Origin of the sequence: Paenibacillus septentrionalis (assembly GCF_042659865.1) — a bacterium.
Classification (GTDB): Bacteria; Bacillota; Bacilli; order Paenibacillales; family Paenibacillaceae; genus Pristimantibacillus; species Pristimantibacillus septentrionalis.
The window spans coordinates 561,940-588,085 of sequence record NZ_JBHSTE010000004.1 but is presented as its reverse complement, the minus strand read 5'-3'; the positions used below and the strand labels follow the sequence as shown (position 1 = coordinate 588,085).

General features: G+C 45.3%; 23 protein-coding genes. 9 read left to right on the top strand and 14 right to left on the bottom strand.

All coding sequences use genetic code 11. The features are described from left to right. Window positions 1-217: 217 nt before the first annotated feature. On the bottom strand, window positions 218-1,357 hold the full coding sequence (locus tag ACFP56_RS14360) for an ABC transporter permease (RefSeq protein WP_379235658.1): 1,140 nt from the start codon (window positions 1,355-1,357) through the stop codon (window positions 218-220). Continuing rightward, window positions 1,351-2,088 (bottom strand): ABC transporter ATP-binding protein, encoded by a 738-nt coding sequence (locus ACFP56_RS14355; RefSeq protein WP_379235656.1) that lies wholly within the window; start codon window positions 2,086-2,088, stop codon window positions 1,351-1,353. The genes ACFP56_RS14360 and ACFP56_RS14355 overlap by 7 nt, the downstream gene beginning before the upstream one ends. Before the next feature lie 702 nt (window positions 2,089-2,790). On the opposite strand from ACFP56_RS14355, the gene ACFP56_RS14350 reads away from it, so the two are divergent. From ACFP56_RS14350 to ACFP56_RS14335, 4 genes are all read left to right on the top strand, one after another. Next, window positions 2,791-3,186 (top strand): hypothetical protein, encoded by a 396-nt coding sequence (locus ACFP56_RS14350; RefSeq protein WP_379235654.1) that lies wholly within the window; start codon window positions 2,791-2,793, stop codon window positions 3,184-3,186. 83 nt (window positions 3,187-3,269) lie between these two features. Next, on the top strand, window positions 3,270-4,496 hold the full coding sequence (locus ACFP56_RS14345; protein ID WP_379235652.1) for a hypothetical protein: 1,227 nt from the start codon (window positions 3,270-3,272) through the stop codon (window positions 4,494-4,496). 37 nt (window positions 4,497-4,533) lie between these two features. Beyond that, window positions 4,534-6,996 carry a hypothetical protein gene (locus tag ACFP56_RS14340; RefSeq protein ID WP_379235650.1) on the top strand — a complete coding sequence of 821 codons (2,463 nt, stop codon included), beginning with the start codon at window positions 4,534-4,536 and terminating at the stop codon, window positions 6,994-6,996. Continuing rightward, the gene (locus tag ACFP56_RS14335; protein ID WP_379235648.1) at window positions 6,993-7,862 is read left to right on the top strand and encodes an ATP-binding cassette domain-containing protein; all 870 of its coding nucleotides are present in this window, start codon (window positions 6,993-6,995) and stop codon (window positions 7,860-7,862) included. Before ACFP56_RS14340 ends, ACFP56_RS14335 begins: the two co-directional genes overlap by 4 nt. A gap of 135 nt (window positions 7,863-7,997) precedes the next feature. Here ACFP56_RS14335 and ACFP56_RS14330 read toward each other — a convergent pair whose 3' ends face one another. The 8 genes from ACFP56_RS14330 to ACFP56_RS14295 all read right to left on the bottom strand — a co-directional run bounded on the left by ACFP56_RS14330 (window position 7,998) and on the right by ACFP56_RS14295 (window position 15,242). Then, a complete protein-coding gene (locus ACFP56_RS14330) occupies window positions 7,998-8,717 on the bottom strand; it encodes a YwaF family protein (protein ID WP_379235646.1) in 720 nt (239 codons plus the stop codon). A gap of 89 nt (window positions 8,718-8,806) precedes the next feature. Continuing rightward, complete coding sequence (locus ACFP56_RS14325; protein WP_379235644.1) at window positions 8,807-9,418, bottom strand: response regulator transcription factor; 612 nt, start codon at window positions 9,416-9,418, stop codon at window positions 8,807-8,809. A 1-nt stretch (window position 9,419) separates the two neighbouring features. Further along, window positions 9,420-10,511, bottom strand: a complete 1,092-nt coding sequence (locus ACFP56_RS14320) for a sensor histidine kinase (protein ID WP_379235642.1) — start codon at window positions 10,509-10,511, stop codon at window positions 9,420-9,422. Window positions 10,512-10,527: 16 nt separating this feature from the next. After that, window positions 10,528-11,214 (bottom strand): ABC transporter permease, encoded by a 687-nt coding sequence (locus ACFP56_RS14315; RefSeq protein WP_379235640.1) that lies wholly within the window; start codon window positions 11,212-11,214, stop codon window positions 10,528-10,530. After that, window positions 11,201-11,944 carry an ABC transporter permease gene (locus tag ACFP56_RS14310; protein ID WP_379235638.1) on the bottom strand — a complete coding sequence of 248 codons (744 nt, stop codon included), beginning with the start codon at window positions 11,942-11,944 and terminating at the stop codon, window positions 11,201-11,203. The genes ACFP56_RS14315 and ACFP56_RS14310 overlap by 14 nt, the downstream gene beginning before the upstream one ends. Continuing rightward, complete coding sequence (locus tag ACFP56_RS14305; RefSeq protein WP_379235636.1) at window positions 11,944-12,888, bottom strand: ABC transporter ATP-binding protein; 945 nt, start codon at window positions 12,886-12,888, stop codon at window positions 11,944-11,946. Before ACFP56_RS14305 ends, ACFP56_RS14310 begins: the two co-directional genes overlap by 1 nt. Window positions 12,889-13,161: 273 nt before the next feature. Continuing rightward, the gene (locus ACFP56_RS14300; RefSeq protein ID WP_379235634.1) at window positions 13,162-14,202 is read right to left on the bottom strand and encodes a FecCD family ABC transporter permease; all 1,041 of its coding nucleotides are present in this window, start codon (window positions 14,200-14,202) and stop codon (window positions 13,162-13,164) included. Next, window positions 14,202-15,242, bottom strand: a complete 1,041-nt coding sequence (locus tag ACFP56_RS14295; protein WP_379235632.1) for a FecCD family ABC transporter permease — start codon at window positions 15,240-15,242, stop codon at window positions 14,202-14,204. Before ACFP56_RS14295 ends, ACFP56_RS14300 begins: the two co-directional genes overlap by 1 nt. A gap of 187 nt (window positions 15,243-15,429) precedes the next feature. Between ACFP56_RS14295 and ACFP56_RS14290 the strand changes: the two genes are divergently transcribed. Continuing rightward, window positions 15,430-17,031, top strand: coding sequence for a helix-turn-helix domain-containing protein (locus ACFP56_RS14290; protein WP_379235630.1), 1,602 nt, complete (start codon window positions 15,430-15,432; stop codon window positions 17,029-17,031). A 135-nt stretch (window positions 17,032-17,166) separates the two neighbouring features. Next, a complete protein-coding gene (locus ACFP56_RS14285) occupies window positions 17,167-18,168 on the top strand; it encodes an ABC transporter substrate-binding protein (protein ID WP_379235628.1) in 1,002 nt (333 codons plus the stop codon). Between the two features lie 182 nt (window positions 18,169-18,350). On the opposite strand, the gene ACFP56_RS14280 is transcribed toward ACFP56_RS14285, so the two are convergent. Beyond that, on the bottom strand, window positions 18,351-18,785 hold the full coding sequence (locus tag ACFP56_RS14280; protein ID WP_379235626.1) for a GNAT family N-acetyltransferase: 435 nt from the start codon (window positions 18,783-18,785) through the stop codon (window positions 18,351-18,353). Between the two features lie 282 nt (window positions 18,786-19,067). On the opposite strand from ACFP56_RS14280, the gene ACFP56_RS14275 reads away from it, so the two are divergent. Continuing rightward, the gene (locus tag ACFP56_RS14275) at window positions 19,068-20,261 is read left to right on the top strand and encodes a lysophospholipid acyltransferase family protein (protein WP_379235624.1); all 1,194 of its coding nucleotides are present in this window, start codon (window positions 19,068-19,070) and stop codon (window positions 20,259-20,261) included. Window positions 20,262-20,583: 322 nt separating this feature from the next. On the opposite strand, the gene ACFP56_RS14270 is transcribed toward ACFP56_RS14275, so the two are convergent. Further along, window positions 20,584-21,576 carry a cell wall hydrolase gene (locus ACFP56_RS14270; RefSeq protein WP_379235622.1) on the bottom strand — a complete coding sequence of 331 codons (993 nt, stop codon included), beginning with the start codon at window positions 21,574-21,576 and terminating at the stop codon, window positions 20,584-20,586. 111 nt (window positions 21,577-21,687) lie between these two features. Here ACFP56_RS14270 and ACFP56_RS14265 point away from each other — a divergent pair, with 111 nt between their 5' ends. Continuing rightward, window positions 21,688-21,927, top strand: a complete 240-nt coding sequence (locus ACFP56_RS14265; RefSeq protein WP_379235620.1) for a hypothetical protein — start codon at window positions 21,688-21,690, stop codon at window positions 21,925-21,927. A 144-nt stretch (window positions 21,928-22,071) separates the two neighbouring features. Continuing rightward, complete coding sequence (locus tag ACFP56_RS14260) at window positions 22,072-22,503, top strand: GreA/GreB family elongation factor (protein WP_379235618.1); 432 nt, start codon at window positions 22,072-22,074, stop codon at window positions 22,501-22,503. 148 nt (window positions 22,504-22,651) lie between these two features. Here the strand turns inward: ACFP56_RS14260 and ACFP56_RS14255 are convergent, their stop codons facing one another. Together ACFP56_RS14255 and ACFP56_RS14250 are read right to left on the bottom strand one after the other, a co-directional pair. Further along, window positions 22,652-23,248: a hypothetical protein gene (locus tag ACFP56_RS14255; protein WP_379235616.1), complete on the bottom strand. Its 597-nt coding sequence runs from the start codon at window positions 23,246-23,248 to the stop codon at window positions 22,652-22,654. 684 nt (window positions 23,249-23,932) lie between these two features. After that, window positions 23,933-26,128: an alpha-galactosidase gene (locus ACFP56_RS14250; RefSeq protein ID WP_379235614.1), complete on the bottom strand. Its 2,196-nt coding sequence runs from the start codon at window positions 26,126-26,128 to the stop codon at window positions 23,933-23,935. Between the last annotated feature and the right edge of the window lie 18 nt (window positions 26,129-26,146).

The window sequence follows — 26,146 nt, the reverse complement described above, 5'->3', positions numbered from 1 at the left end:
AGCTCCCCCATCAATAGAATTATTGCAATTTTCCTTTCCTCTTCATATGTAACATAGATTGGAAATAAACCGCAATACGTCCGGAGCTATAAACCACATAAAGATATTAGATGTTACTTCTAAAAACTTTTTATACCTCTTATTTTTTGTTGTTTTGCACTTGAAATCTCCTATATTTTGTGATCTTACTGCCATACGCTTCCTAATCCGAGCTGAATTATAAACTGCAGATGAGGGCAACGATAATCCAGACAAGAAGATCAGGCACGGTTAGCACATGCTGAGAAAGCTTATACGCACCACTCTGATTCTTCACATATAATGCTAGATATTCGCTGCTCACCCATTGCTCCCATTGCAGCTTAAGCCACGTTCGCTTTAGAATTAAAAGTCCCGCTACTACTACCCATCCGCCAGAGCCACCAACCAGGATGATCGCATAGCTTCCTGCTGCAAGCATCAGCAGCCAAACTTGAAGCAGGGGCAACGATCGCAGCAGCGCCTTTACGCGCAGCTCCGTTATTACAGCAGCAGCATGTGATGACTTGAATAAGCGCTGAGATGAACGAAATACCCACGGGCGCTTCAAGCGCTTCGATGCTCGTTTCTCCTCTACCTGGCTCAGCAGAATTCCAGTAAATCCAGCACGCTTGGACTGTTCCTCCTGCAGCTGCTGCGGATAATGAAAGGGAGTAGTCATATAGCGATAGAGCATAAGTAGTGTTAGAATCAATAACGCAGCAAAAACTGCGAGCATATAGGTCTGGCCCCAAAACAGTGCGATGTAACCATATACGGGAAGCACATAGACAGCTCCAAGCAGCATGGACCGCTGAAGGGCTCGTACTAATTTGCGCCGCCATTTACCAGCTTGTACGAAATAGTGATTCAACGTCAGCAGCAAGAAACCAGCCACTGCGCTATAGAGAAGCAGCAACAGCATGTCCGTTTGCTGAATAGCAGATGTACCGAGCAAAAATGGCAACAGCAGCAAAAACACCAGCAATAGTCGTATCATCATAATTAGTGCACTGTACATATAGCCATATCGCTTCAACCGAATCATCCAGCTTCGATGCTGAAGAAGAACGAGACGGTCTGCTTCATCCACTCCAATATGCACCTGAGCGCTAAAAATGAAGCTGAACATAGCAATTAATATGAAGTCCCACCGCAAGGAGTATGACCAGTTCGGCAGCTTCGTCCACAACTCAATGTATAAGCCAGAAAAAATAAATAGTGCTGGAACAATAATATACAGCCATACGGTCCAATCCGTCGTCGTACGCAGAGACTTTCCTATGTACACATAATGCTGCTTCAAGCGAATCCAAAACAGCTTGGCGGGCGTTAGCATTCGATCACATCCACAGCTTCAGTCGTAAACACATGGAAGCAGTCAAATAACGTATGATCTTCGGTAAGCCCTGCTTGTTCACGCAGCTGCTCTATATTGCCTGCCGCGACAATTGTACCTTTGTGCAGACAGATAAAGGTATCGCACAAACGCTCAGCACTATCCAGTACATGCGTGCTCATTAGCACCGCTGCACCACCAGAGCGCGCTTCATTCAGCAAACTGATGAAATCAAGTGTAGCCTGCGGGTCCAAGCCAATAAACGGCTCGTCTACAATGTACAGATCCGGCTCCAGCATAAATGCGATAATCAGCATCAGCTTCTGCTGCATCCCTTTGGAAAAGCTGCTCGGGTAATGATGCTTTTGCTCCGTCAGCTTGAACTTTTCCAGCAAGCGATCAGCACGCTGTTCAAACTGTTGCTTATCAATCCCGTTCACAGAAGCGGCAAGCCATAAATGCTCCCAAAGCGTGAAATAATCATAATAGACTGGCTGCTCTGGCACATATGCGTAAGTGCCATTGTTGCCTTCTGTCCCTAGCTTTACTTCTCCTTTTCGATACGGCGTTAGCGACATGATTGATTTGATCGTCGTGCTTTTTCCAGCTCCATTCGGTCCAATTAGCCCGACCAGCTTTCCCTTTTCGACGCTGAAGAAAATATCGCGTATTGAAACCTCGTCAGTTTTATAGCCTGCCTCCTCGAGCTGAACCTCAAGCTGCTTTTCCATGTTTTCCACATCCCCTGTCTGTTCTAGTTGTTCAATTTCTACGTGTTAGCTTGTTAAATGTTCCAGCCTTCCCTTGCTATTCATAAAAAGCTATGCTATTATTGTGATAATGATTCTCAATATCAGGTGTGAGGCACTCACCTCCTTCATGATAACGCTATGTCTTTCATGCACGTCAACTCGTATTGTGAACAATGAATGGTGCGCTGCTGCTCTTGTTTACATCGTGCTGGAATGAATAAGCTGTGTTATGAAGAAGCTAACTCACAGATGTGCAGTAGTTGTATCAAGGGCCGCCAACTCTTGAGCTAGCTGCCATCACAAACCATGTTTCAGCTCATATCTAACCCCATAGCATGATGAGCCAAAAAACTCTTGCATTGGAGCCGCTAGTACAAGCGTCCCCTGCAAGAGTTTTTTGTTTCTCTCTTTCCCCAAATGAACTATATTTCATAGGGTTGTAGGAAATTGGCAAAAAAGTTAATTTATTTAATAGAAAGCAGAACTTGAATGGAACGAGCATTCAGTAGCATTTGCTGACCTCAGAGTTCTCAGACACCTACAAAAATGATAATACCCTACTATAAAATTTAATCACTCAAATAATTTACAATACTTTACATCAAAACCTTTAAATGGTATATTTTGATAGTACATAACACTTATGTACTATCAAACAAGCTGAGATTGGAGGTGAATTCAATGAAGAAATCGAAGAAATTATTCGTTTCATCCATGCTATCTCTTAGTCTAGCAATGCTGCTTGCAGTATCCGTTAGTGCCGCTCCTTCTTCAATCAGTGGAGGAGTTGCCGGATATAACACAAGCGGAAGCATTTCGATGGGCTCATCATCTGCAACAGGAACCACTGGCACGCATGCACCAAATGGCATTGTTAGTGTTAGTGTATCTTATACGTATGCATGGGGATTGGTAACTGATTATTACACAGTAACAGGTGGAAACGGCAACGCAAATAGCGGTGTATCCTTTACTGCAAGCGCGAGTCATGTGAATCCTAAATCAGTCCGTGCCTCCGCTTCTCATTCCGTGTCCTACAATGGACAAACATGGACAGGCTCTACTTCAACACCTTAAGCAATGATTTTTTTATTGGCAGGAGAAAACAACTCGTTTTCTCCTGTTAGTCTTTTCATATATGAGTTATGGGGGAATAGAATATGAAGCTAAAATTAAAATCTATCATGATATTCGCCTGTATGATCGTCCTGACAACAGGATGTACAGCCAAAAATAATGAATTAATAATAGAAAACCCAACACAATACAATCACGGAACAGATTATCAATATTATTGGCATCAACAGGGCCAAGGACAAGGGATTACGGAGTCCGAGGATGGCTATTATTTTATTAACGGTTCGTATTTATACTATATGGACAAGCATTCGATGGAGCCTGTTTTATTAGATAACAACCCAAGTAATGACTGTTCTCCAGATAAGGAAGACAGCATTCCGCAAAACTGCAATGCGTATATTAACAACAGTTTTATACATTTTCAAGGAACGATTACCTATTACGATAATCATTTATATGTTTTGCATACAAGTGAACGAACAGAAAAGGACGTATTTGGAACGAATCAATATGAACTAATTCGAATGAACAAAGATGGTACTGGGCGTAAAATGGTTAGACAATTTGATACGAAGCCTACTGTCGTTATACATCGGAATCATATTTATTTTACTAAAAACCCGATGAAGGAGATAAATGCCGAAAACCCATCTATTCTTTCTGTACCGCTAGCTAATCCTAAGCAAAAACCGACTACACTGTACACAATTGATTTGTCGGATCTACACTTTATTGATCTAATCGCATATGGCGATCATTTGTATGCTGTTGAATCCGGAAGAAATATGTATCGCACCATCAAGCATAATTTGAGTTCAGGTGAAAACGAAATCATGTATAGCGAATATGAAGGGAATGCCTATATTACTGGCATGTTAAAGGATAGCTTAGTTTTTAACATTTTCACTGGTGATCCTGAGGACGAGAAATCATGGGATCAATATCGCTCTAATTTGGAAGGAACAGATGTCTCTTTACTGCCAATAAAGCTCCCAGTTCTTAGCAAACTATATGTTGATGAAAACTATTATTATCTTAACCCGTTAAGTATGTATATTAAGGAATATCAATTAGATCATCTGAAGGATGAAATGATTATATATGATTTGAACTATGAAGAAGTAGAACGTGTGGATATGTCGATGAGAGAATTATACGCGGTAGAAATTGTAGGAAACAGTCAGCATATGTTTCTTCGAACAACTGCCGGTTCTAACTATGAGCGGCTCTATTATCTGGACAAATCAACTATTGGCAGCGGCAATGCCAAGCTCGAGCTATTGGTAGAATCAGCTGCTCCTCAGTGATGACAGATTGCAATCTATGATGAAGTAGGGATATCCAATGAAGCTACTACTTTATGAGCTATTAAAGCTAGGCAAGAAGAAGATTATTCTTGTGCTTATTCCGATTCTACTATTTAGCAATTGCTTGATTTATGTTCAGCAGGAGTTGAAAATGAATCGAGCGATTATTGAGCATCGTGAAGAGTATACAACCTTCGAGGCACAATTCCGTGATCTTCCGCTCGAACAGGCCTACATTCAAGCGACAGAGAATCGTGCTAAGCTAAGCGGCTTTCAGTCTTATCTCGCGATTCAGCAAGCGAACGATCCAGAGCTGGCGCGCATATTTGAAGCCGATATCAATTATCAACAATATGGTTCGTTATTTCCTGAAAGCGAGTATTGGAATGATGAGGCGAAGCTGCTTCGTCACACTGCATTCAACTATACCATCCTTGAGCATCTCGAAGCGCTTATCGAGCATCCGGAATATGTCACGCAAATAGAAGTTCAGGCTGAAAACATGCTCAAGCACTCGATATTTAACAAGCCGGATAGCTTTTCATATCGCAATATCGTGAAAACCCCGAAGGATTTTGCTGATGTTAAAAATCTGCCGCTGCAGCTTAGCCTGGATTACGGTGTAGTTTCCAGTACGAAGTTTCGCAATACAGACGTAATTATGCTTACTATCGTGCTTATGCTAAGCATCTTTCTATTCAGCACCGAGCGTGAACAAGGCCAGCTTATGCTGCTGCGCAGTATGAAGCGCGGTCGAGCACAATTGTTCACAGCTAAAATTCAAGTACTAACAGGTGTTACGCTAGTCCTTTCATTCTTGTTTTATGGCTCAATTATGCTGCTTGCTCATACGTTGTATGGCTTTGGCGATGACTCACGCTATATTCAATCAATTGGCGCCTTCAAGTTTGCACATCTGCCCTTAACGGTTCATGAATATTTAATATCGTTTCTCATTGGCAAATTAATAATATGTATCATGCTATCCTTATTGGTCGCGATGTTCTTCCTTCTGTTTCAGAATCTTAGCCAATCCGTTCTCATTCTAGCTCTAGTGTTTAGCTTCAGCTATATGGCCTACCGATTCATTCATCCTGCATCCTACTTGAATGGGTTGAAGTACATTAATATCGTTTCATTTCTGGATATTTCACATATGCTCACGAGCTATGTGAATTTAAACGTATGGGGATATCCTGTGAAGCGCGAGGTTGTGGCTATTGCTGTAGTCGGATTAGCAATCATCCTGTTCACGTTTGCTTCTTACGTCGCTTTTGTAAGGATGAATGTCCAGCTAGGCAGCGGCTTCTTATTCGTGAGAACCATACTAGAGAAAATCACGAAGCTGACGGATCGCAGCAATCGAAGTGTTTCAAATAGCTGGCATGAAATGAAGAAGCAGCTGCTGTCTGCTAGAGGCTGGGTGATCGTGGCTGTCGCCATATTCATATGTATACAGGATATGAACGGCGCAAAAATGACTATGACTCATGACCAGTACTACTACAACGAATATATGAAGCAATTAGGCGGCCCGCTTACAGAAGAGAAGATCACGTTTATTGAGCAGGAAATGCATCGTTTGCAAACGACTGGGCTAGAGTCAGAGCGAATCAAGAAGCAGTATGAAGCTGGTGAAATCAGTTTTGAGCACTATCTGGACGCACAATACGAGCTGGATCAGCTTTCATTAAAAGAACGAGCCTTCTCTGACATCTATTCTCAGTATCGCTATTTACTCACCCTAGAACAGACGAAGGATATCGAAGGCTATTTGGTTAATCTGATCTCTGCTGACTATTTATTCAAAAATGTAAATCGCGATCAAATCAATGCCATGATTGTCGTCCTGCTGCTAACCTTGTATCTGGCAAGCAGCTATACAATCGATCAACGCAATCAAGTCGTGAACCTGCTCAAAACAACCAAGCGAGGGAAAAAACAATGGTTTCATCTCGTTTGGTTGTATGGACTAGCTATTTCAAGCATACTGCTGGCATGTATTTATATTCCCCAATATGTAAATACATGGCGTCATTATCCACAGATCGATTGGCAAGCTCCGATTCAGAGCTTAAGACAATATGGTGAATTAGATATAGCGATCACCTTAAAGCAATTAGCAATTTTAACAAGCATTACGCAATGGTTAAGCGTTGTTGCAATTAGTCTGGTCGTGCTGCTTCTTTCCCATTTACTTAAAAAATTTTCTCTCACCTTGCTCGCTGGTCTCGTTCTCGTGCTTTGTCCGACCTTCGCTACTTGGCTTGGCTATTACGAGGTTGCAACGTATACCCTGCATTACCCGCAGGTTTTATATGTTACGCTACCTTATCAGCAAATCGGTGAGTTGGTTGGGTATATGGCAGCACTCGTTCTGTTCATCACGCTTTGCTATGCAGCAGCTTGGAATTATTATGTAGATGGTAAACTGTGGAACAGCAGATTATTCAGTAAACATATAAACAAGCATACCGTGAAGGAGGCTGAGCTGGATTGAAGCTGCATATTGACGAGGTAAGCAAAAGCTATCAAAAAGGAAAGATTAAGGCGCTTGATGGCATTGAGCTGGAGCTGACACCTGGGGTTTACGGCTTGCTCGGCCCTAATGGTGCTGGAAAATCAACGTTAATCAATTTACTAGTTGGAAATTTGAAGGCTGACCGCGGGACCATCTCTTATAACGATGTCGATATTACGAAGCTTGGACGGCAATACCGTGAGGTGCTTGGCTATATGCCACAGCAACAGCAGCTGTATGATGATTTTACCGGAACAAGATTTTTATGGTATATGGCTGCGATGAAAGGGTTGTCTAGAAAGCAAGCTCAAGCCTCTATCACTACCCTGCTGAACGTTGTAAATTTGCAGGAGCATGCACATAAACGGCTGTCTTCTTATTCTGGCGGGATGAAGCAGCGAATACTCATCGCCCAGGCTTTGCTTAATGATCCGGCGATACTCATTTTAGATGAACCAACAGCAGGGCTTGATCCGAAAGAGCGTATTAACATTCGCAACTTTATCGCTACCATTGCACTCAATAAAATTGTACTCGTAGCCACACACGTTGTGACGGATATTGAATGTATTGCGAAGGAAGTCATTTTATTAAAAAAAGGCAAGCTGATTATGAAGGATGAGCCTACGCATTTGCTGAAATCGATGGAAGGGCATGTGTTTGAGGTGAATGTGACAGATTCCGAGGCAATCAACAAGCTGCAGGAAAAGTACCGCATCAGCAATATTTCCAACGACAGCCGCGGCATTTGGGCCAGAGTGGTAAGCGATCAGGCGCCAGAGGGCTACCAGGTGCAAGAGGCGAGACCTAATTTGGAAGACTTGTATCTGTATCATTTTGATTAAAGCTTATTTCAACTAGCCGTGATCACAACGTTCACCCTATCATTACAATTGATTCGATTGACGTAAGAAGCGTTCATATCGGATCAATTCGAGCAATAATGATTCATAACGTGACGATTAAAAACTGTCGATCGCCTAGCTATTCGACAGTTTTCGTCTATGTTTATACGCTGCTCGTACCATCGCATAACCGCCGTACAGAATAACCCACATTATAGCAGCTACAAGCACCAACCCCCATATATAGCCGCGCTCTCCGAACGTTTCATAGATGAGCATAAGCGGTGAATTGGCAATCGGACGGTTTAGAAACATATAGTTCGTGCCGACAGCGGCATTAAACTGGTACGTTAGCGGAATGACAACGAGCAGAAATAGGCCGACCTTCCACAGCTGCCTTGCCTGCGGCTTCAGCTCGCCAGATGCAAGCAGCATAATCGGGTATGCCGTAATAATGCCATGATACACAAACGAGTGAATATGCAGAAAGCCCATTGCAGTCTCGTCGGTCCAGCCTGGAAACAGCAGTGCAATCAGTGCACCAGGCAGCGTCAGGCTGAACAAGATTTCATTAACCAGGGCAAATGGACGATAAGCATGAAGCATAAGCAAGACAATCGCAAGACCGCAAAGATGGATCGGAATGTAAAACAGCAGCGGCTTGCCGAGCTGCCATACAACAAGCAGCTTCACCCCTTCTGCAAGGAGAATTGAATAAGCTAATACTCGCTTGATCCAAGCGCGTGCTGATTCCAATGCCTTCACATAGCCATATGTTACAGCAGCTACTCCTATGGCAATCGCAAGCAACCAGCTCACATGCAAGGCATCAAATGCGATAAACCCTTGATCCATCCTATCTCCCCCTTTTATCCCCTATGATGCAGGCTACTTTCTCCTTAACGGCATGCCCTCACATTGAACGCGTTAAGCCGCAATGCAATCTATGCTTCATGCCTCTGCCAATAATAGATGGCGAGCTGCGTCCGATCCCGAAGCTCTAATTTATCCAAAATAACGGTTAGCATATTGCGTACCGTGCCATCGCTTAAGGCGAGCTGCTCTCCGATTTCTTTATTGGACAAGCCCTGTGCTACGCACTCCACGATATCCAGCTCTCTTTTGGTCAGTCCTTCAATCATCTTTCGCTCAGGCTCAATAATTGTTTTCAAAACATCTGGATGCAATACCATCATCCCCGACATTAATGCTCTAATCTGAGCAGCCATCTTATCAATCGAAGAAGACTTAAGCAAGTAGCCTTCGGCGCCCGCCTGCAAGGCTAGTCGAATATTTTTTTCATCCTTGAACGTCGTTAGCATTAAAATGTGAACGGAGGGCTGCTCGTGTTTAATTATTTTCGTGCTTTCGATACCGTCCATCACGGGCATTTGAATATCCATTAATACGATGTCTGGCGATTCTCTTCTGCAAAACGCAACTGCTTCTTCTCCGTTTCGTGCAGCACCAATCACCTCGAAATCTTCTTCCTTGCCCAGCAATAGCCTCAAGCTTTGGCAAACAAGCGGATCATCATCGACGATTAACAGCTTCATACTACCCCCCCTTTTCTAAAGGTATAACCATGACGAGCATGAAGCCATCCTCTTGATTAATCGATAAACTGCCACCCATCGCACGCGCCCTCATCTTCAGACCTCTCAGCCCGCTTCCCGTATGATTGCGTGTCGCGGCAGAACCATTATCGTGAATCAGCAGTCTTGCAATCGATTCTGTTACCTGCAAATTTATTTTGACGCTCGTCGCATTGCTATGTCTCGCCACATTCGTCAGCGCTTCCTTCAAGCAAGCCTCAAGCAGCGCCCATATATGCGCTGAAATAAGCAGCATGTCGCCTGACTTCTGAAACCCGATATCCAGCGGCTGAAAGTTTCGAATAATATGTTCCAGCCGTTCTATGCCAATGTATGCTGTAGGCGTTACGTTATGCACGGCTTCCCGCAAGCTGACCGTACTACGCTCCAGACGATGCTTCACATCATGCAGAAGCTGCTTGCCTTCCTCCGAATCCTGTGCATATTCATAGGCCTGCAAGGCAAGCAATGCACCTGTTAAGTCATGCCCGAGATGATCATGAAGCTGCCTCGATATCCGATATCGTTCCATTAGTTCTGCATGCTGAACAGCCGTATGATTGGCCTCAAGCAGATCCAGCTTAATCCGCTCCTGTTCTGCCCGCGCTTTGCGCTGTTCATCAGCCTCAGCCAAATACATGTGCCGAGCCTTTAGCATGCTGCAGGAAAACATGCCAAAAAAGAACGCTGTTACATATACCCATATAACCAAGCTTGTTGATGAGGCAGGATAAGGAAACGACAGGTACAAGAGCATGGAAGCGATGGCAAAGATCCACCTGCCTCTTACGGCAAGCTCGAAGATAGGCAGCGCCAAGCCATAAGCATGAATGTCTGTATAGGGGAGCAATAATAAGCAGACCAGCATGTCCAGCAAAACCGTCCATATCGGTAGACTGAAACGCCAGCGCAGGCTCGCCATCACGAGCAGCACGAGAATCAATATAAAGGAGCTGATTGACGATTGACCGACGCTCCAGAAATAAACAAGCAGACCGATAGATAGAAAGCGCCAGCCATGTATATAGAAGTTAGGTTCCTTGATCGTCTTCATCAGCTCCTTCTCATTATTAATGGATTTTTCTTGTACTTCCCAGTATAAAAAAAACAATAGCGTATAACCATAGCACGCCATTAATCAACATAAATTCGCTAATCTGCTCGCCGCGGGCCACCCATGCAAGTCCTTGATCAAGCCAATAGGTGGGAAACAGAATCGCAATACGCTGCAACGCTTCAGGAAACATGTATAGCGGAATGAGCTGCCCGCCTAATAGAGCGAGGAGCACAACCGTAGACATATAGACAAGAAATGCCGCTTCCTTACTACGATAAACAGAAATCCAAGCCAACGCAATAGCTATCGAGGTCACACTATAGGAGACATAGAGCAGCATAAGCCAGTTCGGCTTATATAGCTCTACACCGATTAGTACGCCGCCATATACGACGATTGCACATTGAATCACCATAATCACGGCATAAGCTGCAAGATTTTGAGACAAGTACTGCCAGTGGCTGAGCGGCGCAACAGCGAGGCGTTTCACCACGCCTTTGGCCCGATCCTCAAGTATAACGGAGGCTAACCGAATCCCAACGAATAATAGCAGTATGCCAAAGTATTGATAGCCATAAGGAAGCAACGGCCAATACTCTCCTTTAGGCAACCATAAACAGGCTAATGGGAGCAGCGTGAGGAAGATTATATTCGTTTTATTGCTAAAGCTTCTTTTTAATGCAAACCTAAAAATGGTCACGCGCCATTCTCCTCCTCCCAACAACGAGCATGACGATGAACAGCACAACGATGGTGATCAGCAAAATATTAGCTTGAAGCCACGCCTCTCCTGTATGGCTGCGACTCATTTCACGAATGGCTCCTGTTGATAGCGTTAGAGGATTTCCATACGAGCCCAGGAAGTTAAACACAGGATGATCCGGCAGCGGGAAAAACAATCCCGCCAGCACAACAAAGCCAACCCCGTAGATTTCGCTTAATCGTTCCGCGAGTTTGAAGCTTTTGACCATAAATGTGAAGATTAAGCACACAATGCTAGATAGCAGCGACATCAGTGTGATCAGGTACACCATCCACAGCCAGCTATGCCACTGGACGCCTAGAACAAACTCGGTATACGCCATCTGAATTACGCCAAGCATAACCGAATATAGCGTTCCGCATAGCATGATAGAAAAGGCATATAGCGTATGATTGAAGGGCAGCACATGTATTCTGATTCTATTCTCCGTGAAGAAGTCACTATGGATCATAGACATCACCACAGAGCCGCCAAACAGTTGAAAGCAAAGCACCAGACTGAGCGCTGTATCATTGATATAAGGCTCTCCATTATCCATGACAGCTCCCGAGAGAATCCAAGAAAAGAACGTAAGAAGCGCAATCGGAACGACCAGCAGCAGCAATAACACGATATAATATCTCATCATTCTAAGCAGTGTAAATCTAACCGTAGATAGAACGCGCATTACGCCCCCTCCTTATCTCTAAGCCTTTTGCCAGTTAGCGTGAAAAACACATCCTCCAAATTAGGTCGATCTGCCTGTATGCCCATTACACCCGCATGCTCCTTCACAAGCGAGAGAATGCGATCCAAATTACCCGAGCCCGCTGCTGAAATGATCGTTACGCTGTTGCCCGTTGCAATCACCTTTTTCACGCCAGCTATGTTCTCCAGGCTTGCTACAGGAATTTTATCTGGATCCGTTACGTCGATTTTCAGTTTTTCCTCATGCTGAATCGTCTGGATAAGCTCCTCGATTGTACCCTCCTTAATAATTTGGCCTTGGTCCATAATGATTACTCTCGAAGCAATCGCCTGAACCTCCTCCATGTAGTGGGTCGTATATAAGATGGTTGTGCCCTGATCGCGCAGTGTCTTCACGCCTTCGAGTATATGATTGCGAGACTGCGGATCGATCCCAACGGTAGGCTCATCCATAATGAGAAACTGAGGGCGATGCGTTAGCGCACAGGCAATGTTCAGCCTGCGCTTCATTCCCCCAGAAAACTTGGCAGGCAGCTTGTTCGCCTGATCTGACAAGCCCACAAACTCCAGCGCTTCAGCAACTCTCTGCTTCTTCTGCGTTCCTTTGAGCCCGTACACACCAGCAAAAAACTCAAGATTTTCTTTTGCGGTCAACTCGTCATAAACCGTGATCTCCTGCGTCACGAGTCCGAGCTTTTCCTTATTCTGATTGGAAAAAGGATTTTTCGACTGACCAAAAAGCTCCACGCTCCCACGATCAAAAGCCTTCATGCCTGTAAGCGTTTGGATCAAGGTGGTTTTACCTGCCCCGTTAGGACCAAGCAACCCGATCACTTCGCCTTTCTTTATGTCAAGATCAATACAATCAAGCGCTACATATGAGCCATATCGTTTCACTACATCTCGCATCGCTGCAATCGTCATCGTACACACCCTTTCCTTTTGCTACCATTATGCCATACTCATTGTTCAAAAATAGTTACATTTGTCATTCAACATAAAAACCCCTGAAGCACGAACGCTATCCGCTTGTTGGACTCTCACCCAACTCATAGATTCGTTCTGTGCCCAGAGGCTTTATACGGGTTTTTATACTGGTTTTATACGCGCAAGTGCACGTTTATTCACGAATTAAATTCACAAGTTAAGTCGCGTTGATGTAAGCGTCGAGCTATAGAGGCTTGTAATCTATGCCGCTTATACTCTGGTTTTCGCAAGCAAATACAAGAAATAAGGCGCACCAATGATCGCCACAACAACACCTGTTGCCAGCTCAGTTGGCTGTAAAATCCAGCGTGCAAGCATATCTGCTGTCAGAACGAGCAGTGCGCCGATACATGCTGCAACAGGAAGCTGCAGCTGATGTCTCGGTCCTACGAGCTGCCGGGCTAGATGCGGAGCAACCAGACCGACAAAGCCTATTCCGCCGCTCACTGAAACCGAAGATGCTGCAAGTCCTACGGCCGCGGCAAGCAGCATTATCTGCTCCCGCGTAACAGAAGCACCAAGACCGGTTGCCATCTGCTCCCCCAGTGACAGGATATTCAACGTTTGTGATTTGCTATACACATATGGCAGTAAAATCAGCAGCCACGGCAGCAAGGCTAGCACAAAGGTCCAGTTCGTTCCCCAGATGCTGCCAGCGAGCCATGACACGACAAATTGATATTTATCCGGATGCATGCCAAGCGTTAGAAGAAGCATAACCGCACTAATTGCAGCAGCAACGCCAATCCCGACAAGCAGCATGCGCGTGGTCAGCAATCCTTCGCTTCTTGAATAAGACAGCCCAAATATAATAGCAGCTGTCACGCCACCACCAGTCAGTGCCAATAATGGCAGTGCGTAGATCGGCATGCCGCTGGCAACAGGAAAGAATGCTACGAATAACGTCACCATTAGGCCTGCTCCTGCATTGATCCCTAGAATCGCAGGCTCAGCCAGCGGGTTGCGCGTAATGCCTTGCAGCACCCCTCCCGATACAGCGAGTCCAGCACCTACGAGCATAGCAATGACGATGCGCGGCAAGCGAAACTGGAACAGCACAAGCTCTTGTCTGTCCGTTCCTTGTCCAAGCAGAGTTTTCAGCACTTCCACTGGTGTCAGCGTTACAATGCCCGTGTTGATGCTGGTTAGCAGCATAACGACAATGAGCGCAAGTACTGTAAACAGAACAATCATAAATCGACGCTCTATGCCTGGTGATGATGGATCTTGCTTATTCAGTCCATGCTTCATTACAGCCCTCTCCTTTCCTTACGTGCTAAGTACAGGAAGAAAGGGACGCCAAGCAGCGCAGTAATCGCGCCAATTGGTGTTTCGTAAGGAGGATGAATAAGCCGGGCAGCAAGGTCGCTGCCGACCACCAGCACTCCGCCCAGTATTGCGGAGCAAGGGATAATGAGACGATAATCCACCCCAACGAGCGCGCGGGTCACGTGCGGAATAATCAGCCCGATAAAGCCTATTGCACCAACGATAGATACGGATGCCCCTGCCAATATGAGCACAAGCAGCATCGCAACCAGCTTGATCCGCTGCGTATTGACGCCAAGTCCTGCTGCAACATCCTCTCCCATGCTCAGAATCGTAATGGAGCGCGACAGCACAATGGAAGCCAGTAAGGCTCCTATCATCCACGGCGCCATGTGCACAAGCTTCTCCCAGCTTGTATTAGCCAGCCCACCAGCATACCAATAGGATATATTTTGGCCGATCTGAAAATATAACGACACCCCTTCGCCAAGCGCCCCGAATAAGGCGCTGATCGTCGTCCCTGCCAGCACCATACGCGCCGGGGTCAGACCTCCAAGCGAAACGTTGCCAATGCCATATACGATAGCAACACTGATCGCTGCTCCTGCGAAAGAAAACAGCATAATGAGAAAGGAGGAAGTCGCTGGAAAGAAGGCAAAGCATAGCGTGAGCATAAATGCCGCTCCGGCATTTATGCCTAAAATGCCCGAATCTGCCAACGGATTTCGCGACATTCCTTGCATAAGCGCCCCCGCTACTGCGAAGCTTGCGCCAATCAACGCCCCTGCAAGCACACGCGGAATGCGAAGCTCACGGATAATTTGATGATGGTTGTTTTCTGGTTGAAAATGAAATATTGCATCCCATACGCCTTGCAGCGTAATATTCGCTACTCCAAGCGATATGGAGCTTATTAATAGAACAATCAATAGAAAAAATCCGCCCAGCATGACAAGAGCCGCTGCCCTTGGTCGGCGCTTAAGCTGCTGCTGAGCCTGATGCAATGCCTTATAATCTGACATCTCTTGTTCTCCAATTCGTTAACAACTTAATCAATCTAGCAATATGTACAGTCGTTTAATTGTGTTATACTCTATTTGAGAATAATTATCAATACAATTTTAGGTAGCTGAACGCCAAACCGCAATACACAAAAGTGCTGTGCATGATGCACAAACGATCATGAATGAATATAAGAAGGAGATTACTATGAAAACGCTGCTGTATTCTTATGACAAGATTGAGCAAATTACGCTGCTTGCCGCGGACAAGCATCTTCGCCGCTGGCTTGATGCCTACCATATCCTGCACGTGATTGAAGGCAAGGGAGAGCTAAGCATTAATGAGCAGAAGGTTATGCTTGAGGCTGGAGCCATCTATGTCATCAATAGCGGTCAATTAATTGAAATCCACAGCATCGCACATGCGGATCTGTATTTTTATCTGCTATCGTTTCACATGATCGAGCGAATCAAGGATCAGGAGCACGGCACGCGTTACCTGGACTACGATCAGGTTTGGCTTCCCGATGGTGAAATATACCCTTTCTCCTATTTGCCAATCAATAGCATTATGAAGAAGCTGTGCGCACTAGAAGATCAAACCTATGAACAGGAGTGGAAAGAACTAGAGCAGCAGCGTCTCTTGTACGAGCTCCTTCCTGCCTTAATGCATCAGCAGTCAGAGCAAACCAGCTCGCCAGCCGATCATCGCAATCGGATTGCGTATGTGATCAGCTACATGCAGGAGCATTATAAGGGAGAGCTTTCTCGCGATGCAATGGCGAAGCTGGCTGGCTTCCACCCTCGCTTTTTTACGAAGGTGTTCAAGGGAGAAACAGGCGAAAATTTCATTGAATACCTGACGAATATACGTATCCGCAAGGCCAAGGAGCTATTGCTGCTGACTACGATGAATCTCGATGCGATCGCGCAGCAAATCGGCTATTCGAACGGCTTGTACTTAAGCCGCAAATTCAAACAGCACACGGGTATGTCACCAACGCAATATGCGAAATCCATTAAACGAATCGTCGTCTATGATTGGGTAGGTAACGTCCTTGCACTCGGAATCAAGCCGATTGGCGCCTCTTACTTTTACAGCCTCGGTCAATTGGAGCTGCTGCAGCATCAGCTCGGCGGTGTCACGGACGTTGGGCGCAGCAATATTGATGCTGTCATTGCACTGGAGCCCGAGCTCATTATTGTACCGAAATGGCTAGAGCCTGGCATAATCAATGAGCTGCAGAAGGTCGCACCAACTATTATTGTGCCGTACGGCAACCCCTTCGAACGCTTCAAGCATCTTGCTGAGCTGCTTGATCGACGCCAGGAGGCCGATGCTTTTATGATGAAGTATAATCAGCGCGCAGCAGCGATTAAAAAAGAGCTGGCCACTATCATTAAGCCCCACGAAACGGTAGGCCTGTATGAATTGTCTGAGCAGCATATTTGGGTGTTTAACGAGTTTCATGGTAGGGGAGGATATAATTTATATGAAGGAATGGGCTTCAGCCCCCCTCCTTCTGTGCAGCAGGAAGTGATCGGCAAAGGACATATCCTTCGAATCAATCCTGACCAGCTCCCTGATTATGCTGCTGATCATATGATTATAAGCTATAACTTTGATGAAGAAGGTCAAGCGCTTGCTCATCGCTGGCTTGCTCATCCGATCTGGTCGGAGCTTGCAGCTTATACGAACAACCGGATCTATATGATTGATCGCCGTGTCTTTCACGCCAACGACGTATACTCTCTATATCAGCAGCTTGAGCTTCAGCGTCACATGTTCTTATCACAGCAAGTGAAATGATGCGAAGATGTCTAATTGTGCATGAAACTTATGACTATATGACATAGACATCTACCTGCTGCAATACTATGATGTTTGTGATAATGATAATCCTTATCACTTGTATCAACAACACAATAGGGGGAAATAAAGAAAATGCATGCTCAACGTTTACTCATTACACTTAGTCTCGTTCTTATGCTGTCATTGCTTGCTGCATGCGGCAGCACGAACGATACGAATAACGCTACCAATGGTGGAGCGAACAACTCCACAGGACAAGAAGCAACACAAGCTCCAGATGCTAATTCTGACGAAGCAACAGAACGCACACTTACCGATCCGCTTGGACATACGGTAACCGTGCCTGCGCAGCCACAGCGCATTATTGCTACATATTTGGAGGATTACCTTGTCGCATTAGGCATTAAGCCAGTCGCGCAATGGTCTGTATCAAACTCACCGATGAGATATCTGCAATATGAGCTTGAAGGCCTGCCGCTCGTGCCGCATGATATTCCTTTTGAGGTCGTAACAAGCCATGATCCTGACCTGATCATTATTGGCGATGAAAGCTTGATTGCCAGTGATAAATACAATTCCTACAATATGATTGCTCCAACCTATGCGCTTGGTGCGGAAATCAACGCGGATTGGAGAAAGGCTCTGCTTGAAATCGGTAAGGTTGTCGGCAAAGAAGCCGAGGCTGAAGCCGTACTTGCAGATTACGAGAACAAGGCTAAGGCTGCAAAAGAAAAGCTGGCTGCGGCTGGTGGAGCGCCATCTGCTGCCGCGATATGGCTAGTTGGCGGTACATTCTGGATGGTTAGCGAAGGCGAATCCAGCGGTGCGGTGCTGTATAACGAGCTGGGCTTTGCAGTACCAGAGCTTGTAAAAACAATATCACAAAGTGAGGGCGGCATCTGGAAATCTGTATCTATGGAGGCTTTGGCAGAGCTTGATGCTGATCATATTTTCTTAGTTAATAGCGATGTGCAAGCAGGCTCCGAAGCGCTTAAAGATCCGATCTGGCAAACTATCGAGGCTGTTAAAAATGGCAACGTACACGAGTTTGGTCCAGAAAAAAGCTGGCTCTATACAGGTCCTATTGCCAATAGTCAAATTATTGATGATGTGCTGGAAAGCCTAAAGCTGTAATTAAGCTCGCCTTGTACTGCATGAGCAGTAGACAGTAAAAAACAAGAGCCTAAGCGTGAATCCTATCGCTTGGGCTCTTGTTTGTAATTCATTCAGAGTTATTCACTCCAATTTATACAGAGTATTCCTCTCAGCACAGCACTTAGACTACCTGCTTAAGCTGCGTTAGACCTATGCTCGGTTTACAACGTCTTGCTCATCATCACATGCATAATGCCAGCATCCTCGAAAGGCTCAGATATTTGCTTATAGCCGAGCTTTTCATAGAAGCCCTGTGCCTGAACCTGAGCACCCAGCTTCACCGTTTGCAATCCTTGCTGCTTCGCTAGTGCTTCCAGCCCGTGCATAATAATGGCGCCCGCTCCTTTTCCTCTCGCTTCCTCCAGTACGCAGATCCGCTCAAGCTTGCCAACCTCCTCGCTAACGATGCGGATTCGACCTGTACCGACGAATGTATCATCATCACGCAGTAGAATATGTACACATTGATCTGAAAGTGTGTCATACTGGTCGTGCTCGAGCTCCTCGCTTACGCCCTGCTCCAATACAAATACTTGATGACGAATAGCCTTCGCTTGCTTCAGCTCGTCCATCGTCGTTACTTTTATCCAGTCCATGCTGCTATGTGACTCCCTTCAATGGTCATACGAAAACAAAATGCTTACGTTTAGACTTGCTAATCAATGATCAGAATATGCGCCGCTCGAATAGCAATGTGGTGGTTGGATACGCTGATCTTAACTTCTATCTGCATGTAATGGTAATATTAACATAATACCGCATTAGAAATTGAAGCGAGCAGCTTGTTTCACAAAAATAAGTTTCGAGGTTTCTCGACACAGCATCAATTTGTTTGATATCATCTTAGCTAGTTGATTCCAAATATCAGTGGTGATGACATGAGTATAAAACGAAAACCAAGCTGGCTTGAACGGATGTTGGTTTTATCGCCAATTAAAGCTTATCTCAGGCGTAAGTATCGAATCGAGGTTGTTCGCAACGATACCCTTCATCTAAAGCCCCCTTACATGATTCTATCCAACCATACAAATCATTGGGACCCCCTCATTATAAACAGCTATGTTAAGGAGCCTATATGCTTTGTTGCAGCAGCTCCATTATTTAAGCACCCGCTGCTAAAAAAAGTACTGAATTACACTGGCGCTATCCCAAAAACAAAAGCAAGAAACGATACAAGCACGATGCTTGAAGCTAAAAATCATAATCGCGTAATCGGTATTTTCCCCGAAGGCAACCGCTGCTGGGATGGACAAACCGAGTCGATCGTATACGCTACAGCCAAGCTTGTCAAGCTGCTCAATATTCCGGTTGTAATCGGGATGATAAAGGGCGGCTATCTGACTCATCCCAGGTGGGCAGATTCAGACCGTATCGGTAAAATTACGCTGTCTCTCGAAAAAAAGTGGGATGTCGATGACTTCAAGGATGTTTCCATCGAATCGGTTCATCAACACATTACGGCAGCACTTGCCCATGACGAAATGGCTTGGCAGCAAAAACACAAGCTGGCATTCCAAGGCGAGCGTCTTGCCAACTATCTGGAACGGCTCCTCTATGTATGCCCGTCCTGCAAAGCGATTGGCAGAATGTACTCAGAAGCTTCCAGCTTTAGCTGCAAGGCCTGCGGTTACAGCGTCATTTATAATGAATTCGGATTTTTTGAGCCAAGCCATAAGCCGCTTTACTTTCAATATGTGCATGAATGGAATATATGGCAGCTTCAATTCACGAAAAAAAATCTGCTTGAACCAGCCGTTCAGACTGCTTGGCATAAGGCGCTCAGAACAGAGGTTAAGCTGCTTGTGTCCGACGAGCATGACAATCCGTTCATGAAGCTGTCTCGCGGATATATTACCTGGCATAAAAGCTATATGCTCTACACCCCTAGCGAGGACAGCGATCCGATTTCATTCACGATTGATAGAATTGAAGAGCTTAACATTCATATGAACAACAAGCTTGATTTTCGTTACGATGATCATATGATTCGTATGGAATTCTTCCGTCCAAGGACATCCGTCTACATGTGGTACCACATCTTGAAATTTTCCAATGCGCACACTGAAGGCTAACTGTGACAGCTTGTGATGGATTTTGTCATAAGTTTCTACGAACAAGGAACCTGACACTACATTGTCCCGCAATGATCAGATCCGTATCCGATCATTGCTTTTTTCTATTTCCACTCACTTGTACGATTACACATGAGCTAAGAGACGCTATAAGGCGATTCTAGACATTGTACACTTGTTGCCGCATTGTTTTACGGACATCTGGTTCTGCGTCTTAAAACGGCGTATAACGACTCCGATCCATGAACAACAAAAAAGCAGCATCGCAGATATGATTCAACATACCGCGATCCTGCTAGATTATCATTGCAAATGCGTATCATTACTTGGCAAAACGATGATTGCCGATCGTTGCGACAACCGTCAGGCTGTTCCAGAACGAGCCTGTAGAGTATTTCGGATTGAAGAAATATACCGCACCCTCAACGTTGTTTTTGCCATTGAGTGCATCCTTCGTTGCTTTTAATACACTTTTGTTCGGAGTACTGCGATCTAGCAGACCATTGTGAGCTGGCGGGAATTGCTTGCCCGAATAGATCACATCCCGAATCGTATTTGGAAAACCAGAGTGTGCGACACGATTCAAAATAACATTGGCTACAGCCAATTGACCTTCATAGGATTCATAGCCTGATTCAACCTGAACGAGCTTAGCAAGCAGCTGATATTCTGCATCTGAAAAAGGCTTAGCCTTGTTTTCGAGCACAGACGGTATAATAACAGCCAGCTTCATCCCATTATTAATCGATTCCTTCGAAGAGAAACCGTTGCGTTTCACGACCTGAGCCTGCGACAAGCCATGTCTAGCGGCAATGTCGGCTAATGTGTTATCCTCACTAACCTCTTCAAGCGGTACGCTATTCAAGGTCAATGTTTGCGTCTCTGAATCCCAAGCGAATTCTGCATGTAGAAACTCAGCTACATAACGGACTGGCACATACAATCTACCATCTACCAAATAAGGCACCGCTTCTAAAACATAACGTTGATCATTGAAATATACAGTCGGTACACCGTCACCTAAAATGACCGTATCTGAGCTTTTGGTTGTAATCACAGCTTCTTGCGCTGCTGCATCCCATTCAACAGATGCACTCAATGCTTTAGCAACCACGCTCACTGGTATAAACAATCTACCGTTCACCATATGTAGTGGTGAGCTAAGCTCAATTGAGTTATTGTCTAGTACAACTTTGGAATTATCAACTTCACGTGATGCCGTTGCGAATGCTGATAACGGAACTACGGTAAGTAGAGTCATCACTAGCACCGCTAGCACGCTAAATCTGCTTACTTTCATCATCATTTTTAACATAAGTCCTCCCGATCATTTTACTTGAAATTGCTCGAGGTCTAGGTCTGTTAAGCATTATAGCACAGCATTTTTGCTAATTTTCATTAGGGTTATCTCATAGATGAAGTTTTCATGAATTTTTCAAAGTGTTACAATCGCTATATTTTTTGCTTGGGAATTTCAGGATTAGTATTGCAATCCCTTGATAGAATTGAGTTTGTCGCCATTCATCCATGGCTAAAAAGGACTAATTTTCTGCTTGTACAAAATCCCGAAAAAAATTTCGAAAAATTGAGCGTTTTCATAAAAATTAGAGGGGATTTTAGCCTTTCTGAGAAAAAAATGAGAAAAACATTGGATAATGCTGGATGAGATGGACTTATTTTTTTTCCATGTTAAGATGATGAGAGACCCAGTCGTTCGGCCAGGGTCTATTATGCTAAGGAGGGATTTCTATGACAGTATGCAATCCAAGCTTCATCCTCTATCGGGTAGAGATCGGGGGTGAAATCTACTATGAGCCATAGTTCCGATTGGAATGTAGAGAAGCGCCATATGCATGAGCAGCTCCTTCAACTGGAGGAGATTCGAAGCCATCACGTGGAGCAATATATGCTTATGCATGATATCGAGCACAAGCGGCTGGAGCAGCTGCTTGATCAATATATTCGGCACATTAAAAGCCTTCTTGCACTGCATGAACCGCCGAGTCAGCAGCATGTCCTGCTGCATCATATGATAGAAATTGAGTACGTAGATGATGGTTTCATTGATCAGTATTGCATCGTCCTGCCGCACGAAGCGAACCCTGAGCAGGGAAAAATTTCACTGTTATCGCCAGTCGGTCGCCAGCTGCTGCTCACTTCACTACACAGCGAGCTTGATCTGGAGACTCCTGCTGGAACGGTCCGTATTAGGATTGTTTCGATTCAGCAAGCGGCGGCTTAGCTCTTGAACCACTAAAAACTAAAAGGGATCACAGTGATTGTGTCCCTTTTAGTTTTTAGAGTCCACTATCGTGCTGGCCCCCAAAAGTTAGTTTTATTGCTCTAACTTTTGGGGGCCAGCACGTAATAAGGGCGTTTTTTTCCAACTACTACAATTGCACAATGTGCTGTTCATTAGTTTTAATCATGGGCTGCAGTAATCTGATCAATTTTCGTGTGTGCCCATTTGAAATATCATCTTGGAATACAATGGCCGCTATTTCCCCTGATGAGTTTTTGAAATTGAGAATTAAGTAATTTTCGACAGTTCTGACCTTTTTACTAGTTGCGCGCGAGCCAACGACTGCACCCACTGAACCAAACAAAAGCCCTCCAGCAATACCTTTTGCTGCACTACTATGAACTTGATGTGCAATTTCTATGTCTGTTTTAATTTCAACAGCCAATAGTTGGGATAGCAGGATATTAAATGTTGTCCCCCCACCCTCTATTGACACGCGGTCATTATACAGTGTAATAACACATTGTGACTTTTCGGCTATAGGCAATCCATGTAAATGGTGCGCACTGCTCGTCTCCAGTATTCCTCTTTCAGAATAAAATTGTTGCCGTTTCTTTTTCGCATTTATGGAAATTCTTATTCCAAAAAAAATTATTAATACAACCACAGCTAAAAATCCGAGCCCTAGAGGCAAACCGATTGATATATCCAATTCACTTGAGCCGTTAGATGCCACCACCCACAAAGCACGTCCCCTCCACACCACATTTTAACATAGTTTACCATAATTTTAGGGATACGGACTATTCATTTCCCTTAATTCTGACGGTGATAGCTCCATTGTCTCACATCAGCCATGTTCCTATTGGAAAGTGGTACACCTGCTAAAGCAGTTGCCGAACGCTTAGGCAACAAAAATGAAAAAATGCTCCAGACCACGCATAGCCACGTGATCGAGAGCATGTCAGAGCAGGTAGCCTCAGAATTTGATCGATTAGGAGATCGACCAAAAACCATATCTAGAAACCGTCCACATTTCGTCCCCAAGATGATCTCGGGACGTTAACTAACCCTTTAAAAACCCCATTCTATCAAGGCTTTCTACTCATAGTAAACCATAACATTGGCACTCGCTTGGAGTGCGACATCAAACACACCGTCATGACTAAACACTCGAAGCCTTTCAAACCACGCACTCGCATGGAGTGCGACTGCCCGCACATTTCGCCCTGTTCTAGCAAGCATTTGCAAACGCTTTAGTGCGGATCGTTTTAAATATACCATATTTTAGGGTAAATAACGCTTCAATTATGCAGAAATCCCTTATTTTATACGGGGTGCGGATCTCCTAGGGATTTTATATTCACTTCCGATCCGCACCAATTTGAGAATTAATTTTGCTAATGCTATAAGGAGTAAACTACAACAATTACTCAACAGCCTTCAAGCGATAGATGCAGCTTTGGAAGTCGCCATAGATGGGAGGTATCGCTAGTCCTGCATACATTAGCTGATCTCCGCTGCACTCGCCAGTCCTACCTCCAGCGCTAACCTCATACAGTACACTCGGATCAAGCCCTTGCAGACGGAAGCGACCAATCGCTTCATTCGGCTCCTGCAGCACTTTTGCATACATCACAACGGCTTCCTTCTTATCCTGCGAAACGAACATCCACGCTGTCTCATTGCCTTCGAACGGGCTAAGCAAACGGTAGAAATCGCCAAACTGTACAATATGACGAATTTCCTTGTACAACGCCACTTGCTGCTTAACCAGCTCTTCCTCCTTATCAGTAAACCCGGAAAGATCAAGCTCATAGCCAAAATTGCCAGACATTGCGACGTTGCCGCGCGTTTCGAGCGACGTTACACGATTAACCTGATGGTTTGGTACAGCGGATACATGCGCTCCCATCGAGCTAACCGGGTACACGATGCTAGTGCCGTACTGAATCTTCAAACGAGAGATCGCATCACTGTTGTCACTGGTCCATGTCTGCGGCATGTAATGCAGCATGCCTGCATCGAAGCGTCCGCCACCGCCAGAGCATGATTCGAACAAGATGTGCGGGAAGCTCGAAGTAATTGTTTCAAGCACGCGATACAAGCCAAGCATATAGCGATGAGCAGTTTCACGCTGACGATCCGCTGGCAGCAAGGCAGAGCCGATTTCCGTCATATTGCGGTTCATATCCCATTTGACATACGTAATTGGTGCGCTGGACAGCACATCTGATATTGTCGAAATAATGTATTCCTGCACATCTTCGCGAGAAAGGTCGAGAATTAGCTGCTGCCTTGCTTGTGTACGACGACGCCCTTCGACATGCAGACACCAATCTGGATGCTTGCGATACAGCTCGCTATCAGGAGAGATCATTTCCGGTTCAAACCACAGTCCGAACTGCAAGCCAAGATCACGCACCTTTTGCACTACGCCCTCGAGTCCATTCGGAAGCTTATGACGATCCACGAACCAGTCTCCCAGCGAAGTCGTATCATCGTTGCGCTTGCCGAACCATCCGTCATCCAACACAAACAGCTCAATGCCAAGCTCCTTGCCTGATTGCGCGATGTTCATAATTTTTTCTTCATTAAAGCTGAAGTATGTCGCTTCCCAGTTGTTAACCAGAATTGGACGCACCTTGTCACGGAACTCCCCACGTGCCAAACGACTGCGGTACAAACGATGAAAACGGCGAGACATACCGCCAATTCCTTCATATGAATGAACAAGCACGACCTCAGGCGCCTGGAATACCTCTCCCGCTTCCAGCTTCCAGCTAAAGTCAAACGGATTGATCCCCATGAACAGGCGGGCATGCAGATACGGATCAACCTCGACTCCTGCGATAAAGTTTCCGCTGTATACGAAGTTAATGCCATATACATCCCCATGCTCCTCGGTTGCTCCCTCGCTTACAAGTGCAAGGAAAGGATTTTGCGCATGACTGCTTGCGCCGCGGCGGCTTTCAATCGACTGCATCCCTGGCTCTAGCTTGCGGCGATGCACGTAGCGCTCGCGTGCCCATGAACCGGATAGATGCAGCATGTCATACTTATAGCTTGGCAGATCCACACTCATGCTTAGCGCACGATTCAACGTCAGCACGTTACTACCCTCGTTGCGGTATTGAACAGATCGCGTAATGGCAGCATAATCCCGAAACACAGTGTAAGACAGGACAATTGCCGCATTCGTTAGTTCATCGCGCAGCGTAATCAGCAGCGTCTGTGCTTCCGCATCCTCCTCCACATAGACGGATGGTAATCCATCCAGCTTAGGCTTCCCAGCTACGATCTCGTGTGATTCATAGACAAAATTCGTGACTGTACTTCCATTAGGCAGCTGAAACTGGTAAGCAGGCGATCGGAAATCTGAATCTCCATAAGCAGGAAGCTCTTGCTGCAACGTATCCAGAGAGTACTCCAGTTGTTGAAGATCCGTGCTTGGCGTAAAGGAAGGCCGGTTAGACAGCTTATATAGATGCTGCAAGTGCTCTCCGCTAATGGCGCGTCCCCAATATAAATGCGCCAGATGCCCCTGATCGGTTACCTTTAACGCATAGCTCGTATCTACAGCCTTCAAATGGAAAATTCGTGTTTCTTCATTATAAGTAATCATGTACATGCCTCCCAAATG